At 38.5% G+C, this 19,972-nt stretch carries 17 protein-coding genes; 5 read left to right on the top strand and 12 right to left on the bottom strand.

The window, feature by feature from the left end; translation table 11 throughout:
- Window positions 1–59: 59 nt before the first annotated feature.
- Window positions 60–863 (bottom strand): substrate-binding periplasmic protein, encoded by an 804-nt coding sequence (locus PTUN_RS01090; RefSeq protein WP_009839134.1) that lies wholly within the window; start codon window positions 861–863, stop codon window positions 60–62.
- A 184-nt stretch (window positions 864–1,047) separates the two neighbouring features.
- Here PTUN_RS01090 and chrA point away from each other — a divergent pair, with 184 nt between their 5' ends.
- From chrA to PTUN_RS01075, 3 genes are read left to right on the top strand one after another with little or no spacing between them, the layout of a single operon-like run.
- Window positions 1,048–2,175: a chromate efflux transporter gene (gene chrA, locus PTUN_RS01085; RefSeq protein ID WP_040644035.1), complete on the top strand. Its 1,128-nt coding sequence runs from the start codon at window positions 1,048–1,050 to the stop codon at window positions 2,173–2,175.
- Between the two features lie 37 nt (window positions 2,176–2,212).
- The gene (locus tag PTUN_RS01080; RefSeq protein ID WP_009839136.1) at window positions 2,213–3,400 is read left to right on the top strand and encodes a sensor histidine kinase; all 1,188 of its coding nucleotides are present in this window, start codon (window positions 2,213–2,215) and stop codon (window positions 3,398–3,400) included.
- Window positions 3,393–4,337 (top strand): histidine kinase, encoded by a 945-nt coding sequence (locus PTUN_RS01075; protein WP_009839137.1) that lies wholly within the window; start codon window positions 3,393–3,395, stop codon window positions 4,335–4,337. Before PTUN_RS01080 ends, PTUN_RS01075 begins: the two co-directional genes overlap by 8 nt.
- Here the strand turns inward: PTUN_RS01075 and PTUN_RS01070 are convergent.
- From PTUN_RS01070 to PTUN_RS01060, 3 genes are read right to left on the bottom strand one after another with little or no spacing between them, the layout of a single operon-like run.
- Complete coding sequence (locus tag PTUN_RS01070; RefSeq protein WP_040644061.1) at window positions 4,303–5,505, bottom strand: mechanosensitive ion channel family protein; 1,203 nt, start codon at window positions 5,503–5,505, stop codon at window positions 4,303–4,305. The genes PTUN_RS01075 and PTUN_RS01070 overlap by 35 nt on opposite strands.
- A gap of 6 nt (window positions 5,506–5,511) precedes the next feature.
- Window positions 5,512–6,429: an acyltransferase gene (locus tag PTUN_RS01065; RefSeq protein WP_009839139.1), complete on the bottom strand. Its 918-nt coding sequence runs from the start codon at window positions 6,427–6,429 to the stop codon at window positions 5,512–5,514.
- Window positions 6,429–7,322: an acyltransferase gene (locus tag PTUN_RS01060; protein ID WP_009839140.1), complete on the bottom strand. Its 894-nt coding sequence runs from the start codon at window positions 7,320–7,322 to the stop codon at window positions 6,429–6,431. Before PTUN_RS01060 ends, PTUN_RS01065 begins: the two co-directional genes overlap by 1 nt.
- Before the next feature lie 354 nt (window positions 7,323–7,676).
- Here PTUN_RS01060 and speE point away from each other — a divergent pair, with 354 nt between their 5' ends.
- Window positions 7,677–8,537, top strand: coding sequence for a polyamine aminopropyltransferase (speE, locus tag PTUN_RS01055; protein ID WP_009839142.1), 861 nt, complete (start codon window positions 7,677–7,679; stop codon window positions 8,535–8,537).
- A 98-nt stretch (window positions 8,538–8,635) separates the two neighbouring features.
- Here the strand turns inward: speE and PTUN_RS01050 are convergent, their stop codons facing one another.
- From PTUN_RS01050 to ylqF, 7 genes are all read right to left on the bottom strand, one after another.
- Window positions 8,636–9,856 carry a TonB-dependent receptor gene (locus PTUN_RS01050; protein WP_009839143.1) on the bottom strand — a complete coding sequence of 407 codons (1,221 nt, stop codon included), beginning with the start codon at window positions 9,854–9,856 and terminating at the stop codon, window positions 8,636–8,638.
- A complete protein-coding gene (locus tag PTUN_RS01045) occupies window positions 9,849–12,218 on the bottom strand; it encodes an EAL domain-containing protein (RefSeq protein ID WP_162892537.1) in 2,370 nt (789 codons plus the stop codon). The genes PTUN_RS01050 and PTUN_RS01045 overlap by 8 nt, the downstream gene beginning before the upstream one ends.
- Window positions 12,211–12,858 carry a methylamine utilization protein gene (locus tag PTUN_RS01040; RefSeq protein ID WP_009839145.1) on the bottom strand — a complete coding sequence of 216 codons (648 nt, stop codon included), beginning with the start codon at window positions 12,856–12,858 and terminating at the stop codon, window positions 12,211–12,213. Before PTUN_RS01040 ends, PTUN_RS01045 begins: the two co-directional genes overlap by 8 nt.
- Window positions 12,859–13,241: 383 nt before the next feature.
- The gene (locus PTUN_RS01035) at window positions 13,242–14,966 is read right to left on the bottom strand and encodes a hypothetical protein (protein WP_096035231.1); all 1,725 of its coding nucleotides are present in this window, start codon (window positions 14,964–14,966) and stop codon (window positions 13,242–13,244) included.
- 791 nt (window positions 14,967–15,757) lie between these two features.
- The gene (locus PTUN_RS01030; RefSeq protein WP_009839149.1) at window positions 15,758–16,492 is read right to left on the bottom strand and encodes an oxygen-binding di-iron domain-containing protein; all 735 of its coding nucleotides are present in this window, start codon (window positions 16,490–16,492) and stop codon (window positions 15,758–15,760) included.
- 27 nt (window positions 16,493–16,519) lie between these two features.
- Window positions 16,520–16,912, bottom strand: coding sequence for a DUF4124 domain-containing protein (locus PTUN_RS01025; protein WP_009839150.1), 393 nt, complete (start codon window positions 16,910–16,912; stop codon window positions 16,520–16,522).
- Between the two features lie 82 nt (window positions 16,913–16,994).
- Window positions 16,995–17,939 carry a ribosome biogenesis GTPase YlqF gene (gene ylqF / locus PTUN_RS01020; RefSeq protein WP_040644037.1) on the bottom strand — a complete coding sequence of 315 codons (945 nt, stop codon included), beginning with the start codon at window positions 17,937–17,939 and terminating at the stop codon, window positions 16,995–16,997.
- A gap of 105 nt (window positions 17,940–18,044) precedes the next feature.
- Here ylqF and PTUN_RS01015 point away from each other — a divergent pair, with 105 nt between their 5' ends.
- On the top strand, window positions 18,045–18,581 hold the full coding sequence (locus tag PTUN_RS01015; RefSeq protein ID WP_009839152.1) for a YaeQ family protein: 537 nt from the start codon (window positions 18,045–18,047) through the stop codon (window positions 18,579–18,581).
- Between the two features lie 70 nt (window positions 18,582–18,651).
- Here PTUN_RS01015 and PTUN_RS01010 read toward each other — a convergent pair whose 3' ends face one another.
- Window positions 18,652–19,878, bottom strand: a complete 1,227-nt coding sequence (locus PTUN_RS01010; protein WP_009839153.1) for a PepSY-associated TM helix domain-containing protein — start codon at window positions 19,876–19,878, stop codon at window positions 18,652–18,654.
- Window positions 19,879–19,972: the final 94 nt, after the last annotated feature.

Raw genomic sequence — 19,972 nt, 5'->3', positions numbered from 1 at the left:
GTTTTGAGTGTACCAACAAAAACTGAATGGAAAATGAAGCGATACCCAAAGATTATATCTTATTTAGCTGCTAAACGAATGGGAGGTAAATGATAACTTTTTAAAATGTCATCAAATTTCCCCTGTTCAGCTAACTTTTTGTACGTTGCCTGAAACTTATCAGCAAGAGGAGTGGCTGCAAACTGCTTAGAAATTACCACATGTCCCATGATTTCATCGGTATAGCGGTATTCTAATTTTTTTAACAGGCCAGATGGTTGATTTAAAATCCCCATGCGCTGATCGGCTGTCACCTCCACTGAAATAGCCAAATCTACCCGCCCTTTTAATAGCATTTCCACCACAATACGTTCAGTATCGACTTCGACTTTTTGCAACATTGGGTCATTATCAAACTTTGAAAAATAAGCAGCACCGCGCATTACAGCAATACGTTTATCGGCTAGTTCAGCATAGTTTTGTACTGTGAGATTACTATTATTGAGGGCGTAAAATACAAAAGATGAATGTAAAACCATATAAGCGGGTCGCAAAAAATCAAAATCCTTTGCTCGTTCTGGGGTATAAATAAGCTCCCCTAATACATCCACTTTGCCTTCTTTAACCATTTTTAAGCAGCGAGTAAAAGGACATGGAATAATCTGCAAAGAGAAATTTAGCTCTTCAGCCATCATATCGAGTACTTCAATCAATAAGCCGCTGGGACGACTGGTATTATCGACATAGGAATAAGGAGGTGAATGGAATATTCCTAAAGTGACTCGTTGGGGTGGGTTTATATTAGTATTACAGCTTGCAGAAAACGCATAAAAACCAAGCATTGCACTTAATAAAAACTGTACATGTTTGATTAATTTATTCACTCATACCACCTAAAAATTTAGCTGAGCAAAAAATCCATATTTTGCAAAAATGCGTCTGTTTGATTCTAATATAATAAATCAACTTTGTCTTGATGAGTAAAACAAGATAAAAGCTAACTTTTTGATAACAAATTAAACAGATTGAATTATCATATTAGCGTTTTTAATTTCATCAGACCATCTTATGACTTATTTCACTCTATTTATGACTTTTTTAAAATTAGGTTGCACCAGTTTTGGTGGCCCTGCAGCTCACTTGGGTTATTTTCAAAAAGTATTTGTTGAACAAAAACGATGGTTAAAACCTGATGAATACGCCCAACTAATTGCTTTTAGCCAATTTTTACCTGGACCAAGTTCAAGCCAAGTCGGCTTTGCAATTGGCTACGAACGAGCCGGTATTGGGGGGGCTCTTGCGGCATTTTTTGGTTTTACATTGCCTTCTTTTATCTTGCTGTATTTATTAGCGGTTATTCCAAGCGATACCAACCCTTACCTACAGGCTGCGACCTTGGGGTTAAAATTATTTGCCGTGGTAATCGTGCTTGATGCAGTCATTTCAATGGCTAAAAGTTTTTGTACCAAGCAATTAACGGCTATTGCATGCTTAAGCAGCGCAACCCTTGTATTGCTCGCACCTTATATTTATACCCAATTAATCATTATTATCGGCGCGGCAATTGTTGGTTTAATCATCAGTAAAAAAGAACATTCATCAACAATTAAGATTAAAAGACCAAAAGTAATACCCGCATTTATTTTTCTACTTGCTGTATTAATTGCTATTTTTGCTCAAGGTGACATTGCCAATACTTTTAGCGCTTTTTTCTACGCGGGTTCGCTAGTTTTTGGCGGTGGCCATGTGGTTCTAAGCTTACTGCAAAGCATGCTACCGAACTTTAACCAAGACCAATTTTTATTAGGTTATGCCGCTGCCCAGTCAGTGCCCGGTCCAATGTTCACCCTCGCAACCTATTTAGGGGCCGTTGCTCACCCCGCAAACCCACTACTTTTTGCTACGATAGCGACATTTGCGATCTTTTTACCCGGCTTTTTATTGTTATTAACGTTTAAAGATAGCTGGAAGGCATTAGCCAATCACTCACAATTTAGCCAAGCACTTGCACTCATTAATGCCTCTGTAGTTGGCTTTTTACTTGCGGCACTTTACCAACCAATATTCACCAGCTCAGTGCATCAAGCTTCTGATCTTGCAGTTGTTTTAATTGGTTTTATTTGTTTACGATTTTTAAAAATGAAAATACTGTTTTTGGTACTGGCCTTTGTTACACTAAGTGTTCTATTGCACTAAATACCAACAATAAAGCAGTAAATCTCTAGGAATCAATGTGTTTAAATTATTACGCCAGCATCGGGTGTTAATCTGCGTACAAGTGTCTTTAACACTCTTATTGGCGCTTAGCACAATTGGTATTCCAGATTCATTAAAGGATGTAGATAGCAACGCGTGCTTGAGCTTTATGCACCAGTTTATTCAAGTCGTTGTACTTCCTTGTACCTTCATCTACTTTCCACTGAACTACCTACTATATAAAAAAAATAACAGTCGTAAGCGCATTTATTTACTTTCTTTAGCATTTGGTTTTTTAACCGGGCTAGCAAGTGCTACTTATACACATACGATTAGCTCCCCGGGTTCTTTTTTACTTAAACTTGAGGCCGAAAAAACCTCAGCGACTGAGCCTAAACCAAGTAAGCAAATAACCGATAAAGACGCCCAACAAGCAAAAAAGGATAAGAATGACGATGACAACTCGGTTTCGTTTGGTATTCATTTAGGAAATTCAACGGAGGGATATAAAAACTCTACTGGAGTTGGGATCTTTTTTGCAGAAATGTTTATCCATGGCTTATTTTACTGTTTATTAGCGTTAATTTTGCTTCAGTATCAGGCGCTTGCTCACAAACGAAAACTTAAAAAACAATTGAAGCAACAACAGCTCGATATTCTAACTTACCAGCTTAACCCGCATTTTCTATTTAACTCTCTTAACAGTATTCGAGGCATGCTCTACGAAGATGCTAATGAAGCAAAAACACTCTTGCAACAGTTTAGAGCGTTATTTAAACATCACTTTGAAAATAAACAGCATTTGCAGACTCTAGAAAAAGAAATAGAACTTTGCCAACTTTATTTAGAGCTTGAAAAAGTACGTTTTGAAGAGCGTTTAGAGCTTGTTTGGTTGGTCGATCAGAAAGCGCTCGCAGCCATTTTGCCCAGTATGAGTTTATTTACCTTTGTCGAAAATGCGATAAAACATGGCATTACTCCACTGATCTATGGTGGAAAAATCACCATTCGTGCCCGGGTTTATCGCGCAAAATTTACTCTTGAAGTCACAAATCCAATAAAACCAAATCACCAAGCTGATGGCACCAAAACAGGGCTTGCTAATTTATCACAGCGGCTCGACCTGATTTATGGTAAACACAGCCAACTCACATCGCATATTATCGATGGTTCCAGTTACCAAGTAACATTAGTGATCCCCTTTACGGTGAAAAAACATGACTAAAATGACAGACTACTGGCTAGCACAAGCTGTGATCTTTTTGCTGGTGTGTACTTTTCCATTGATTAGTTTGGCTGTCGTTGAACCAAGTAAAATTTTTATTTATACCCATGACTGGGTTCTGTTTGTTTGTATCTCTTTAGCTTGCTGGCATTTTATTACTCGCACTATTATTAAAAAAATAGCCCATCGCCATGTTATTTCATTTTTTGTTGCTGTTACGCTAACAAGCCTAGCCGCATTCTTCCCCATCAATTTATTAACCATGATTTGGGAAGCCGAGAGCGGAGCAAGAGATGAGCTTTTTTATTCTTTATTTAGCTTTAATTTGCTGCTTAATATCATCTGGGCGATTGGTTATCGTTTAGCCTTAAGTGCTCGAGAGCGCAGTCACCTTGAATCCGAATACCAACAGCTGAGTTTGAAGTTACTTACCCAACAAATTCAACCTGAGTTACTTTATCAAAGCCTTGATAACATTGAAGCACTGATAGATAAAGACCGAGATGCAGCGTGTGATTCAATTACAGACTTGGCAGAACTCCTTCGCTACAAATTAAAAGCCAGTAAACAAGAAACAACCTTGTTAAAAGATGAACTTAAAGCTATTCATTTTATGCAGCACCTTGCAAATGCAGGAGAAATTATCATTGACGATATCGCAGAAGAGTTACTCGAAGATATAGAAGTACCGCCTTTATGTGTTTATCATTTAAGTTATTTGCTTAATCGTAAAGTTGATCAACCAATTACGATTACATTCGAACGCAGCGAAGCGCATTGGTGCTTAAAAGTAAGTGGTGTATACAACTACCCAAGAGTCATTAAACGTAAGTTAATCAAGCAATACCCTGTTTATTTTACTCAAGGTGCCACTTTAGAGTATGCCGATCAGACCGTATTCCTTACTGCCCCGATTGCGTACTCAAAGCCCCACTAATATGCTGATACGGATATAGTTTAAATAACGGCAATACCGCTAAAAAATGGTCCGTAATATCCGCTTGTAAATGCTCATAAGGGATCCAGCGCTGATCTTCACTAAAACAGTAAAACTCTATTGGCAATCCCGTAGCTGTCGGTTGTAGCTCACGCACCATAAGCGTCATGCCATGATTTAACTGGGGATGCACTTTCAGATAAAACTCCGCATAACGACGAAATACACTAATATTGGTGAAACTACTTAAGTCTTCGGTATTTTTATCGAAATAGCTTTTTAGCACAGGATGTTGCTGTAAGCTCTGTACGGTTTCAGCCTCGAGTAACCGTACACTGTGCATATCAATATTTAGCGCTCTTTTTATGCGACGCCCACCTGACTCTTGCATTCCTCGCCAGTTTTTAAACGACTGTGCAATTAACGCGTAAGTTGGAATGCTAGTAATCGTTTTATCCCAATTGCGGACTTTAACTATGTTTAAGCCTAAATCTTCAACCTCACCATCAGCACCATATTGATCCATTTGGATCCAATCACCATGGGTGACCAATCGATTAGCGGCGATTTGAATACTGGCCACAAATCCTAAAATAGTGTCTTTAAACACTAATAACAGCACAGCAGCCAACGCACCAAAACCCGACAAAATGTAAGCTGGCGACTTATCAAGCATTAAGCTAACCAGCAATACGCAGATAACTATAAAAGTGACCAGCTTAACTAATTGAATAAGCCCTTGAATTGGCACATCTTTAGCAAAAGAAAGTTGATTGTATATACCACCAGAAATACTAATGATTGAGCTAAAAATCAACCCGCCATAAATCAACATAGCACATTGACCAAAGGTTCTTAGCACACTCAATATTAAATTATTAAAAGGGTAAATGAGCTCTAGAGTGCCGATAAACACAATACAACAGAGCATGATTGCAAGTCTGCCGTTAAATTTATCTAGCAACTTACTTAATCGACCAGCTGTGGTTGGAGAGAAATAAATAACTAATTTTTGGATTGAAGGTAAAAATAACTGCTTTGCAAACAAATACAGCATCAATAAAGACACAATGCCAATTGAAGTCGCGCTAATTTGAGCAAACAACAGAGCCTGCTTTAACGGTGTAAACCATTCAAGTAGTATGGTTGTTAACTGGCTCATCGTGATTCCTTATTAAGTTGTACTTTCATCCATACAGGCATTAAATGACGGGCTGCGTTGTTTTTTCATGACATCTAGTTGCTGATCTTTTGCCTGCCAAATTTGATTTAACTGTTGCTGAAAACTAAAACGAAAAGCTCTATCTGTTTGGTAATCGCCAATCAGTTCAGGTGCAATGGCCATTACATCAATTTCAATAGCGATATGAGTTAATTGTCCGGTAAAAAAATCTTTAAGAATAGATTCAGAATTACCTGTATATACAATTGATGCATTGAGCATAGCATCAAATTGTTGCCCTAATACTTCAAGGGCAAATGCTATACCACCCGCCTTTGGTTTTAATAAGTGCTGGTATTCACTTTGCTGACTTTGGTGTTTAGCTTTACTAAAGCGCGAGCCTTCAACAAAGTTAATAATAGTGGTTGGATGATTACGAAAATGAGCGCAACTCTTTTTAGTTCGCGCAACATCCATGCCTTTTAGTTTTGGATTTTTTGCCAGCTTAGCTTTACTCACCCGTTTCATAAACGGCATATCCATCGCCCAAGCGCCCATTCCTACAAATGGAACAAACTTAAGCTCATCTTTTAAAAAAAACTTTGGAGCAGGCAGTTGCCCAAGTGCTGTTAATAAAACAATATCCAAACTCGACTGGTGGTTTGCAATTAACAAGTACCAACCATCTGATTTTAAATGACCATTAATACTCAACTTTAAGTTTGCACACGCTAATCGAATGGCTAAACGGTTACCCAAACACCATCCTTTGTAAGCCAAATGCAAAACTTGACCAACATACTGAATAGGCAAAACAAGCTTAATTAAACCTAAGGTAAAAACAATCAGGCCCCAAAAAATAAGATTACTCACTAATACCGCAAGTACAATGGGAGCAATTAGCCAACCGGGCAGCATTCGGCTTAGCATTATGCTTGTTTCCTTGCTGCAAACCCTTCTAATTGCTGATCTTTTTCTACCCAGATTTGATTTAGCTCATTTTGGAATTGAACGCGAAATTCATTATCGTTGGTATAGTCACCAATAAAATGCTTGGATACTGGCATTACTTTTACTGCCACTTGCACCGCTTTAACTCTACCTGCTAAAAAGTCAACAAAGGTCGGGATCCCTTGCGGATAATGAATCGTAATGTTCACCACTTGAGCTAATTGCTCCCCCATCGCCTGCATTACAAACGCCACACCACCTGCTTTAGGTTTTAATAAGTGATTAAAAGGACTATTTTGCCTTTGGTGTTTTTGCGGGGTAAAACGAGTTCCCTCGACAAAATTAACGATGCTAACCGGCATTTCTTTAAATTTTTCGCAAGCTTTACGAGTTGTTTCCATATCTTTACCACGTAAAGCAGGGTTCTTTTTCAGCTGTGCTTTATTGGTGCGCTTCATAAATGGAAAATCAAGCGCCCACCACGCCAACCCTAGGAATGGCACATAAATGAGTTCTTGTTTTAAAAAGAAGTTCAAAAAAGGAATTCGCTTATTTAATAAGCGCTGCATTACAAGAATATCCACCCAACTTTGATGATTAGCAATCACCAAATACCAATCTTTCTTTTTAAGCGTTTCGAGCCCTGTTACATCAAGTGAGAACGGAGTGAATACATTTTGAATTGCGGTATTACAGCTAACCCAACAACCAGCACAGCTTTTTGCAAACCAGCTCATGGCTTTTTGCCACGGTTTTAATGGAATTAATTTTAATACACCACACAAAAATATTGGGCCTACCCAAATTAATGTATTTAACGCGTATAAGCTTCCGGCAAGGATAATTCTAAAAATGGAGACCACACCAGCCACGATTCACTCCTTCGTAAGACAACACTATTTTAGCGGGATTAAAAAACAGCCCATTATACTCAGATTAAGGCAAAATGCGAGTTAGAACACGCTGCCAAATAGATGACCCTAGTTATGGCGTTAAAATTTAAATCACTCTCAAATTCATAGAATTAAATCACTTTTTGTATCCGATTGAACCGATGTTTTAGATGATAAATAGATATAAACTGGCCATAATAATTTATCTCTTTTTAATCATAAAAATATCAAGGCAATGTAGTTAATCTGATTATTTGCTAACAATAGGTTGAGCTCACCGCCTAGCACTGGCAAAATTGCGGCAATTTTTACCTTTATCATAGTGAAAATCATATGACTAACTTAGATCAAACAACCTGGTTTACTGAAGTAAGTGACCGTGATGGTAGTGCGTTTTCTTTACGCATCAATAAAAAACTTGAAGAAAAACAATCACCATTTCAAAAAGTTGAAATGTATGAAACCACAGATTTTGGTAATTTAATGATTATTGATGGTTGTACTATGGTGACAACCCGTGAAAACTTTTTTTATCACGAAATGATCAGCCACCCAGCCCTTTACAGTCATACTAACCCCAAAAACGTGGTGATTATTGGTGGCGGTGATTGCGGTACGTTACGTGAGGTTTTAAAACATCCTGCAGTTGAAACTGTACATCAAATTGATATTGATGCTGTTGTCACTGAAATGGCACTTAAATACTTCCCAGAATTATGCGAATCAAATAACGACCCACGTGCAACAGTCATGTTTGACGATGGCATTAAATTTATGGCCGATGCAGCCCCAGAATCAATTGATATCATTATCGTTGATGGTACTGATCCTGTAGGTCCTGGTGAAGGTTTATTTAACCATGCGTTTTACACTAGCTGTTTAAAAGCCCTACGTTCTGGCGGTATTTTAGTGCAACAAAGTGAATCACCATTAATGCATATGCCATTACTGGTTGAAATGCGTGACGCCATGCAAGATGTCGGTTTTGCTGATTTACAAACGTTACCTTTTCCACAACCAATTTATCCATCGGGTTTATGGTCTGTCACTCTTGCTCGTAAAGATGAAAATTTTGCAGGGTTTCGCGAGCATGATGCCAATAGTGCAAACTTTGACACTGAGTACTACAACACAGGTATTCACCTAGGTGCGCTGGCAACACCAAATTTTATGAAACGCGCATTTAATAAATGACGAATACTCATAATTAATACACAATAAAAATGCAGCTCAGGCTGCATTTTTTATTACCTTCAGAGCTCATTTTCGAACAGAGTCAGATTTTTTGATTATTAAAACCGATATTGAAGATTAGCCAAAGACTGGCGTTGACGCTCATTTTGTGACCATTGCCATAAATCTCGGTTAGCTGCAAAACTATTAGCCACACTGTATTCTAAGCCCACTTGCCACTGCGCTGTAAGGTCAAAGCGCCACGCAATTGTTAAACCCTCGCCATGACTATCATTTGGATCCCATAACCAGTTATCGCGTTCAATCACGTTAAAATGATCGTAACGCAGGCTCCACCTATGGGCAAAATGCTGATAAGAGACCAAAGCAAAATAGGCATTAAAATCAACATCAACACCTCGCGATTTCCCCATAGCGGTATTGCCATGCATTGCTTGAGTTATTAAACGCCACTGCGAGTCAAATTTATATTGCCATGCTAACGACACAAATTTGGTATCCCATGCATATTGGCCTGTAGACTTATTTAAAACACTTGGGTCACCGTTATTATCATAAACATAAAAACGCAATTGCGACTGTTTATAATAATCCCAATGCAATCCAAAATAGTAACCAAAGCGACCATCAATTTCTTCGAATGGTCTAACATTCGAGGCTTGAAAACGCAGCGCTGTGTCTGTAAAGCTGGGTAAATTAGCAAACGGTACTAATTCATTTAAACTGGTTTGGCGGTCATGCAATGCAAATCCCCGCCAAGCGAGCAAAGTACCAGCAGGATCATTCGCTTTGAATACTGATGCAACGGCATTAAAACTGTGCGGTGAATTAAAAAAACGTCCGGGACGATTAACAGAAAGTTCTAAGCCTATGGTTTTAATTTCTTCACCCAACCATGAGTTAATTGCCGAGTTTGTATAGGTATAAGGTGAAGTCCAACCCAAATCAGGATTTTCCAATGACATACGAGGGTAAAATAGCCCCGCTTGAATTTGCCATTTGTAGGCACTTGGCACTATAGGTTTGTACTTAAAATACCCTTGGGTTAAGCCAATACTTTGCGCTGGTCGTTGGTTATAATTTATCACGGCCGAAAAACTCAATTCATCGGCTAAATCTTGCTCCATAGCCAATAAACCTTGTGCAACATTAAGTCCATCATTACCACTGTCGTATTGGTAAATACCGGTACCTTTGTTAAGCCAAGAATCTGGTTGATGTGCTTGCACCCAGTGTATTTGCGCCACACCTTTAATTTCAACAGCGACACTTAGAGCGGGCATTAAGCAGCAAAATAGTAAGATTACTCGTTTAATCATGCAAAGCTCCATGCGAGATTAATTGTTGAAGACGAACAGGATCCCACCAAGCGATAAAATTCTCTGCGGTCATAGGTTTGGCGATAAAATAGCCTTGAGCAATATCACAACCGAACCCTTTGAGCTTATTTAAGGTCAGTAAATCCTCAACCCCTTCTGCAACAACACTTAAACCAAGGTTATGCGCCAACTCAACCGTTGATTTAACAATCACTTCATCATCCTCATCATTGTTTAAATCTAGCACAAACGATTTATCAATTTTAAGTTCATCTAATGGCATTTTTTTCAATTGCGCCATCGATGAAAATCCAGTACCAAAATCATCAATCGATAATTTTATCCCCATCTGATTGAGCATACATAAGGCTTGTAGTGCCTGATCCGGTTCTGCCATCACCGCGCTTTCGGTTACTTCTAACTTTAAAGAGTGAGGAGACAAACCATGAGAGCTCATCAACTGCGCAACAAGAGCTGGTAGCTTCAAATCAATTAAGTCGACCGCAGAAATATTGACCGCCATTTGCAGTTCAATTCCTTGTTTTAGCCAACTCTTATGCTGCGCTAATGCCGTTTTTATTGCCCACTCAGTTAACGCCCTAATATGACCACTTTGTTCAGCTAAAGGTATAAATTCATCGGGTTGAATAAAGCCATGCTCTGGATGATGCCAACGTACTAAACATTCAACACTGACTATTTTTTGCTGCTCAATATCGAGTTTTGGCTGATAAAATAACTCAAGTTGGTTATCTAAAATTGCCGCTCTTAACTCTGACATTAAACTCAAACGCAATAACGAGTGTTTATTTAAACTTGGCTGATAACACAAATAATGCACATGCTTATCTTTACAGGTATGCATTGCAATATCGCTGCATTGTAATAATTTAGCCGCGTTTTCAGCATCTTGAGGGTAAACGGCCACACCAACACTTGCATCAATATCAAGTGCAATATCATCAACTACAAAGGCCAATGAAAATAGCTTTTCGAACTGCTGCAAAATACTTTCAAGCTGCAATGGATCAATATCCGGTAAAATAAGGCCAAATTCATCGGCAGTGAAATGTGCCAAAAACACTTGAGGGTACACAAAGGTTTTTAACCGCTGGGCAAGTGTTTTCAGCAAATTATCGCCAAACTCATGACCTAAGGTATCGTTAACCTCTTTAAAACGGTCTAAATCCAGTTGCAATATAGCCAGCGAGGCGGCCCTTTTTTTATGCTCATGTAACCGACTTTCAAGTGTTGAATAAAACTGATTTCGGTTAGGTAACTTGGTTAATGTATCAAAATACGCTAATTGATTAATTTGTGCCTCACGTTCTTGAATACTGTGCTGCATGGTATTAAGTGCTTGTGATAATGATTCAACTTCAATGGTCGATGAATGAGGAATATCGTTCACATAGTTGCCTAAACGAATATTCTCAGCAATTTTAGCCAGTGAACGAAGTGGTTTTGTAACTCCTTTGGATACAAAAAAAGCGGCCAAAAAAGCCACGATCACCGACAGCACAATAATTCCCATCAATTGCACAATTAAAGCATTAAAAGATAAAAACGCCTTTTTCTTATCGGTCGATAACAAAACAAATAACTGAGTTTGATTTACAAAACCAAGAGGAAAAACCCCAGCAACTAGCGCATGTTCAGCTAAGTCAATTTCGTGCATACTCGCACCAAAAATATGACCGCTCTGCGCTAGCAGTTGAAAATCATTTAGCACCAATGTCGAGGCAATAAACTCTGGCTGCGAAGGGCTAACAAGCAAACTGACATTAAAACCCGATAACTCAGCTAAACTCTGATCAATCAAATGATTAATGTTTATTCCCATCACTAACCAAGCATTGGCAGCATTGGTACTTTCAACATATTTAACCGGTGCAACCTTGATTAAGTAATAGCCATCGGAAAATGCCATCAGTCGAATATCATGATCACTAAAAGGTGTTAAATCAAAATCAAATACCACCTGTTGGGATAATTCTGTGGTACCGGCAATGATTTGTTGGTCGGCATTTAATACCAAAGCAAAATCACTTTTTAAGCGCCGCTTATGATTTAACAGCGCAGATTCCAAAGAGTCTGGATCTTGCTCTCCACTGGCAATGAGTTGTTTTACTGAAAAATCTTTTGCTAGCGTGGTTAACGAGCGCAGTAATACATCGGCATCAGCAACCAATTTGAATCGCACCACTTTGGCTGAGGTGGCCATACGTTGTTCAAGTTGCTGGCGTGAATGTTGGTAATTTTGGCTCAGCACCGTACTCATGGCTAATAGCAATACCGCAATTAATAAACTGACAAACAAAAAAAGTATTTTGCTTTGTAAAGAACGTATTGGACTAATCATATTCATCAAACTTATCAGTATTACCAAAACCTTTTAAATCAGGGAGTAAGGGTTGGTTGATAATAATTTCGACTGGCTGCTCTTGATTAATAATGTACTGTTGAGGTTGGTTTTTTTGTTTAAATCTTGGGTGCCAAATATATAAAATACCAGCGGCATCGGGCAATAAGAGCGAGGTTTGACCAAGGGAGTTGGTTTTTGCTATCACAGAGCTATCTGCAACCAAAATATAACCCAGCATCCAATCATGAATATTACAACCGAGCTCAACTACCCCTGGCTTATCAAACACTAATGGTTGGTGGCTCGCTCCTTGATATAATTTTAACTCAAATGGTTTAGCAGCCGAGAATGAATAAACATGATGCTTAATAGAGTCGGAATTCGGAAAAGTGACCTTGCCCCCCCTTGGCACAGCTAAAACATAAGGAGCAAATTGCTTATTTTGCTGATCCATAATATATATTGTTTCATTATTATAATTAGGCTGGGTTTTACTTTTATCGTTACTGATATACCAAACGATTGCACTTGACAGAGGCTTTAGATCGGGACTCTTAACTTGTATAGACAAGGTGCCCGCAACACAAACAAAACTCATAAAACAATACGATACAATCAAAAATGAAAGCTTAAACATAGAGATCCTTGTTTCACTGATTCAAAAGCAATAAACGCTTTGCTACTTTATTAAGCCTTTTAATTAATAGTTCAAAATAATGGAATAACCAATTGGTGACGTTAAAACCAATTAATAAGAAAGGAGAAACAATCAAATAATTTCAATTTAAAACAATAAACTAGAACTTGTTGACCTTGATTGATGACTTTTTAGATTAAAGGTGTTCAATATAAGAGGTAGTTTGGTTTATGTGAATGACAAATGGTGGTGCAGGGTAGCCTTTGGTTGTGTGAAATGAATGGTTGAAGGAATGATTGACCCTTGATGTGGCGCGAGTTTTTTAACCCCAAAAAAAGCCCGCGTTAATTTACGCAGGCCTTGTTAATTCAAAAGCAACCGGTTTATTTTTTAGAGCTTATTTCACTAACCATTTCAATACCTTGGTCAGTAAAATCAGTATCAAAATAAAGCTGCATATTTAAATCTTTTAATGCCGCAAACTCAGGTGGAATTTCCTCTCCCGACTCTTCAATTAAAGTGAAAACAGCACCAAATAGCGCTTGGTAATCCATCGCAAAGTTATTAAAGCCATTGGCGGTTAAATCTTGTTTACTTAAACTATCAGCCAACTTCTCTGCTTTTTCGCCTTTAAATAATACTAAATGCTCACCTTTAGCAGCCAATTGGATTGATTTAGCTAAACCAAATGGCAAATCAAGGTATTCACCCAGCATGATGCTTGAGCCATCTGCAGGTAACGAGACTTCCATTAAAGGTGCGTAAAAACCTTTAACACTGTTAAACAATGCAATTGGGTTATTTGCCGACACAGTCACCAGCGCATCAAGCTTGTCAAATTGTGGTTCACCCTGTTGCTGACTTAATTGTAAATCAAGTAATGATGCACTAACCCCTTTAACGCCCGTTGCCATACTTGTCATCATGGTGAGCATCATTGGATTATTTTGTTTAGCCTCTTGCTGCATATCAACTAAAGGCTGGCACGAGTATTTCGCTTCGGTAAATTCAGTCCAAATATTAGTAAGTGCAGGTGATACTTTGGCAACATCGACCCCTAATGCAAAGCTCAACATTTTTTGCTCTGCTGATTGAGTGAAATCAGGTAAAAAACCACGAATGCTTGCCAGTGATTTTAGAACCGAACTTTGGCTTTCAACCACCATTTTAGTTCTCATCACAATTTCGTCTGCTTCAATAACTAATTTTTCCGAACCAAAAACAGTACGCGGCCAATTACTAGCAATAGTTGCAAAATCAGCTTGGCAAGCTGGGCTTCTCATTTGTGCCATTTCAGTATCTAACTGATTCTGACTTACTCGATTGAGCATTTGGCTAAATAAATTATTTTCTTTACCAGTCAAGCCATTAATTAACGCTTCATGGTTAAAAAATCCCACGCTTTTACCATCTAATTGATGGCGACTAGTGATTGCTTGTAATGTATCTGTTTGTGCCAATGAAGACTTAGGTTTTTCAAGCGCAAGTGCTTGTAAAAGATCTGCAGGCTCATTAAAGCTGCTATTAAAAGTAATCGTAGCCCAACCATGTTGCACTGCAACGACTAACTCTAATGATTGGCCATCTTGATTAACTAACTCATACTTTACAACTTCAAGCCCTTGGATTGTTTCTTTTTTACCCACCAATCCAGATTCTTTCTCAGCAGTAGCAAGCATTTGCCACAGCGCTTCAGGCTTAGCAATTTCGTAACGAATTACTGGTAACAAACCAACGGTATAAAATAAACCTTTTACTTCGTCGTTTAAGCCAAATGTCTGAGTAAATAACTCAGGGCTTGCCACTGCTTGAGAATATTGCTGCATTAAGTTTGCAAAAAAGATCCCCGAAGGCTCTTCTGTTTCAAGTAAATCATATTCAAGCGCTGCGCGTTGTGACTCCGTTTGACCAAAATTGAAGTAGGTCAAATAGTTTTTAATGGGAAATGCCTGTAGCTGACCAAAAAATAATAATGTATCAGCAGGAACAAACGCTAATTCATTCATTGTTGGCAATTGCACATTATGTTGTGGTTCAGATTGCTGTTGATAAAGATAGGTGGTAACGCCTGCGGTAATGATTGCTATCGCAATGAGTGCTTTTTTCATTATAAGTTCAAACTCCATTTAACATGTGCATGAACTATAAACAAATTTAAAGTCTATGTCCCATATTCTCAGACTGTGAGGGCGAACTTTTTTGTAAAAAAAAGCCAGCAATGCTGGCTTAAATACTTAAGGGGTTATTCAGGGATATCTGCAAACTGAGTTAGCTAAATAAATACTGTACTGACTCTGTTTAACTAAATATAACGTCATACTATGAAAAATTTATGACAAAAAGGTCGTATACCTATCTTTGCTATCAAAATAAATAAACGCGAAAGTATTCAATCTTTAGAAACTAAGAATATCCCACGCCAATTAAACTGATAGGAAAGAAAGTATTAGTCGAAAAGCTCAAATCATGAACAGGATCTAACTCAAAATCGAAGTTAAAATCCATTTTTAAATTAAAAATCAAAAATATAAAAACAAATTTTTTATTCAATTTCTCAAAGTGAGAAAACAATCAGATCTAAATGATAATTATTATCAAAAAAGTATTGACGAACAATTAAATCTACTTGATAATCAATCTCAACAAGACGAAAGAACTGCTTATTTCGACCCTGGTTACCCATCTTTCTCGACCCTGAAAGACGTCCAACAGTACGTTAACTGATTTGGCCACTGCAGCCTTTGCCTCTATCGCCCCAGAGTCATAAATTGTGGTGGCCAACCTTACCAATTTACTTGCTACATTGCTCATATCGGTGACGGTAGATATGAAACCAAAAAGCCCTTACGGGCTTTTTTTATGGCAGTTAATCAGTAATGACTCTTTGATTTTATTAAAATTATTGCAGTGGTTTTAGTTCATTCAAAGCTAGTTGCGCTTTTTTCAACCAAGCATTGTGAATATTTTTTAATACACTTGCAGCAGCATGCCCTTGTGTTGCAGGGCCATGCATAGTTGCAATAAGTTGCACGGGCAGATGAGCTAAACGTTCGGTGATCTGGCTTATGCCTGCACCATGGGTAATAAAATTTCCTTGCTCCATAAAAGCAAGCATCTGTTGGCTTAAATCTTCTTGCACCGTAGGTGGGTGAATGCCACCTAAGCTACAATAATCAGAGCTAAATAAACACGCTAGCTCTTGGCAATACCATAAATGGCCATCCCAGTTATGAGGAAAATGCGCAGTATCAAGCAAGGTTAATTGATACTGGCCAAGTGATAAAGACTCACCGTCTTTGAGTACTCTTGGCGGATTTTGCAACATCTCATTTAATGAAATAGCCGCAACCTTATTACAAACAACTTGGCAATTTGGGAATTGAGTAAATAAAGTAGCCAGCGCCCCACATTCATCGGCTTCAACATGCGAAAACAGCACATAATCAAGCGTTTGACCAGCAAGCGCTTGCTCTAATAATTTAAGCATCTGATTAAATTGTGATGGTTTTCCAGTATGAATTAATGCTGTTTTATCACCTACTATCAGGTAACAATTAAAAGCAAAATGGGAATTTGTTGCTGTTGTGAACTGCCATAAATTAGCAGCAATTTGTGTACTTCTTGCTAATAACATAGATGTTCCGTTTTATACTAATAAATGCTAACAGCCTAATTCTTTGATTTTATTGCGTAATAACTCAAGCAACTTGGCATCAGCCGATTGACTCACTTTATTGACCTCAGCCTTAATTGCCGCACATTGTTTTTTTGGGTCAAATTGAGGAGCTTTACTAACCTCTTGGGCTAAATTACTACCTTCATCTGTAGAGTCGCCGGCAGATTCTGAGGCTTCATCAAACACAGTTATGGATACAGGATCGGACACATTACCTTTTTTTAACGTTACTTTTTGCGCTGTTTGATTATGAGGCCTATCGGAGTAGTGCACCACACCTTTAGCATCAACCCATTTATAAATATCAGCCGCCACAGCAGCAGCGCTACAAAGCATCATTACACACATAAACATCACAACTTGAGCTGCTCTGATCATGTTTTTTTCCTTAAAAAGAAGACTGCATAAAATTAAATTTGAGCTATTAAGATTCAATGCAACAACTTAATAGCTCATTAGATTAACGCCTGTTTTTTCGTGCACGGGCACGACGATCTTTTTTCTCTTGTTCTTTAGCTGCCAGTTTTAGCTGTGCATCAATACGTAATTGTTCAACTACAAGCTCTTCGGCATCACGCATTGCTGGCGTTTCCATCGTAATGCGCCCAATTACACCATCACGAAGCTCATTGATCAAAATTTCTGACATTTTATGAGTATCGATTTGATTACCTTGACGAATACAACCACGTTTTTTACCTGCAAGCTCAATAAATTGCCAATCTTGCTCAGGTAACTCATCGATTTTATAACGCTGTTGTAAAAGTTTAGGGTAGCTCTGTAATAAATACTCTGCGGTATAACTTGCGACATCTTCGTATTCAATCGCAGTATCACGAATAGCGCCTGTCGCAGCTAAACGATAACCTGAGTTTTCATTTTCTACTTTTGGCCACAACATGCCCGGCGTATCGTAAAGCATAATGCCATCTTCAAGTTTGATACGTTGCTGCGCTTTGGTGACCGCTGGTTCATTACCAGTTTTGGCTACAATACGACCCGCAAGCGTATTAATCAAGGTCGATTTTCCTACATTAGGGATCCCCATGATCATGGCTTTAATTTGTTTATCAGGTCCAACCTTGTGAGGCACTAGCTTTTTACATAACTCATTAATTTTATGTACTTCAGCCGCTTTATCATTACCAAAGGCAATCGCTTTTACACCATTTTCTTGCTCAAAGTAACTCATCCAAGCAGAAGTCATCACGGGATCGGCTAAATCTGCTTTGTTCAAAATTTTTATAACTGGTTTATCAGCACGTAATGCCGTAACCATTGGATTTTCACTACTGTAAGGAATACGCGCATCCAATACTTCGATAATCACGTCCATTTGTGGCATGACTTCTTTTATTTCGTTACGGGCCTTGTTCATGTGGCCTGGGAACCATTGGATCGCCATTTTTTACTCCTCACTATCATTAAGCCGGTTATTTTAGCTGCCCTAAGCGCGCCGAGTCACCAATATTCAGATATACTTGGCAAAATTTTTTAGTTAGTACTCAATATGGCCCTTAAAGCAACCATAATCAAAGCGCTTGTCACTGTAAGCGACATGGATAGACACATTTATCAAGACTTAAACTTAACCATAGCCCAGCACCCGTCAGAAACCGAACAGCGGTTAATGATTCGAGTTTTAGCTTATGCTCTCAATACGTGTGAACATTTAGAGTTTACCAAAGGCTTATGTGCAGATGATGAGCCTGAAATTTGGGCTAAAAATTACAGTGGTGAAATTGAGTTGTGGGTAGAACTGGGCCTACCTGAAGAAAAACGCTTGAAAAAAGCAGTCGGACGAGCAAAAAAGGTTCGCCTTTATACCTATGGCGAAGGTGCGCAAGATATTTGGTGGCAAAAAAATGCAAGCAAACTATCACATTTGAAAAACTTAGAGATTTTTTCGCTACCTTCACATGCTACCCAACAAATTGCAGCGCTTGCCGCGCGTAGCATGCAACTCAATATTACCATTCAGGATGGTGATGTATGGCTTTCAGATGCCAATAACAGTGTGGAAATAAAACCAATCCAACTGCTGTAACTGATAAAATGGTACCAGCTTAATTTGGATAAGAAGCGCTTCTTATCCAAAATTTAAAGTAAACCGAAAATTAGCTAATAGCCAAAATAGGCGAAACGACAGGCCAACCGTAATAAGGGGCGCTATTACTCAACTGAAAAATGCCATAGCATGCCAATGCAATTGCCAGAACATTCCCAACCATCAACAAAACAAATTTTACCAAACCAAATCGTGCTTTAAGCTGGCGATGTTTTAACTGACGATAATAACTACCCATCACTAAATAAATCGCAAAACTAAATCCAAGACTTGCTAACAACAATAACCACATCAAACCACTGGCTTCGCCATAATGTAAGTAGCGCATTAAATCAGCCAACCAAGCTAACCCTACAACATGTTCTGGTTTAATGTGGTGTAATAATTGGCCTGTAAACGCATTAAAATGCAGTTGCTCAGCTCGGTAATAAACCAAGGCTTGCTCACTTTGCAGCAAAACTGAAAAAGTACCGGTACCACTTGAAGGGTAACTCACAGAGCGAATCATTCTTTGCGGTGCAGCTTTTTGCACTTGTAACATTAACTGACTTAACGGCAGCGCCATCTCTCGCACTTGACCATCGGATTTTGGTAAATTTGGATAAACCGATATTTTGTTTTGCCACAATACACTTTCAATAAAAAACCAACTGGCACTTAGCGCAATTAATAGCGTCATCGGCACGCACCACGCCATCAGCCATTGATGTAACACCCGTTTCGAATTGCTTTTACGCTGCCATAAACTCACAAAACGATGACGATACTGATAAAAACTTAAACAAATAACCAGCAGCATCAAAGGGCCTATTGCCAACAACCAAATATTCAAAGCTCTCATTTGACTTAGATTACGATGAAAACGCCCTACTTTATGTAGCCAATCAGCTTGATGTTGCTCTGCAACTAACTCTTGAGTATTGCGGTCGAAATAAACCTCTATTTTATGGGCTGGGCTATCGGGGGTTTTAGCCTGCATCAGGCTGACCTTACCCACCAAATAATTTTCTGGTTCAACAGCCACATTGTAAATTTGCATCCCTGAATACTGCGCAGCTAAGTTTGTCTCAAGCTTTTGCCAATCTATGTTTGCAGTTTTGAGAGTTGGCTGATATTGCCCACTTAACAATGCGCGCAGCGGTGCATCGATTAAACAAATCACCCCACTTAAGCTGAATAACAACAAGAAAATACTCAGTTGAAATCCCAACCACTGATGTAAAGCAAGCGGCTTGCAATACTTAACTGCTGAAGCGCAAAAAGAATTAAGAGGCATCTGAGACAAAACTATTCCATTGATTTTTAGCAAAAAACAATTGTAACAATTTCAGAGACAGTAAATCACACAATTTTTAACAACTGAACTTGGC

Origin of the sequence: Pseudoalteromonas tunicata (assembly GCF_002310815.1) — a bacterium.
Lineage (GTDB): Bacteria > Pseudomonadota > Gammaproteobacteria > Enterobacterales > Alteromonadaceae > Pseudoalteromonas > Pseudoalteromonas tunicata.
This window is presented reverse-complemented; position numbering and strand designations above follow the sequence as displayed.

Coding starts and splice junctions, on each gene's coding strand:
- chrA (WP_040644035.1), top strand. CDS start 1,048: ATGACTTATTTCACTCTATTTATGACTTTTTTAAAATTAGGTTGCACC.
- PTUN_RS01075 (WP_009839137.1), top strand. CDS start 3,393: ATGACTAAAATGACAGACTACTGGCTAGCACAAGCTGTGATCTTTTTG.
- PTUN_RS01065 (WP_009839139.1), bottom strand. CDS start 6,429: ATGCTAAGCCGAATGCTGCCCGGTTGGCTAATTGCTCCCATTGTACTT.
- speE (WP_009839142.1), top strand. CDS start 7,677: ATGACTAACTTAGATCAAACAACCTGGTTTACTGAAGTAAGTGACCGT.
- PTUN_RS01050 (WP_009839143.1), bottom strand. CDS start 9,856: ATGATTAAACGAGTAATCTTACTATTTTGCTGCTTAATGCCCGCTCTA.
- PTUN_RS01045 (WP_162892537.1), bottom strand. CDS start 12,218: ATGATTAGTCCAATACGTTCTTTACAAAGCAAAATACTTTTTTTGTTT.
- PTUN_RS01040 (WP_009839145.1), bottom strand. CDS start 12,858: ATGTTTAAGCTTTCATTTTTGATTGTATCGTATTGTTTTATGAGTTTT.
- PTUN_RS01035 (WP_096035231.1), bottom strand. CDS start 14,966: ATGAAAAAAGCACTCATTGCGATAGCAATCATTACCGCAGGCGTTACC.
- PTUN_RS01030 (WP_009839149.1), bottom strand. CDS start 16,492: ATGTTATTAGCAAGAAGTACACAAATTGCTGCTAATTTATGGCAGTTC.
- PTUN_RS01025 (WP_009839150.1), bottom strand. CDS start 16,912: ATGATCAGAGCAGCTCAAGTTGTGATGTTTATGTGTGTAATGATGCTT.
- ylqF (WP_040644037.1), bottom strand. CDS start 17,939: ATGGCGATCCAATGGTTCCCAGGCCACATGAACAAGGCCCGTAACGAA.
- PTUN_RS01015 (WP_009839152.1), top strand. CDS start 18,045: ATGGCCCTTAAAGCAACCATAATCAAAGCGCTTGTCACTGTAAGCGAC.
- PTUN_RS01010 (WP_009839153.1), bottom strand. CDS start 19,878: ATGCCTCTTAATTCTTTTTGCGCTTCAGCAGTTAAGTATTGCAAGCCG.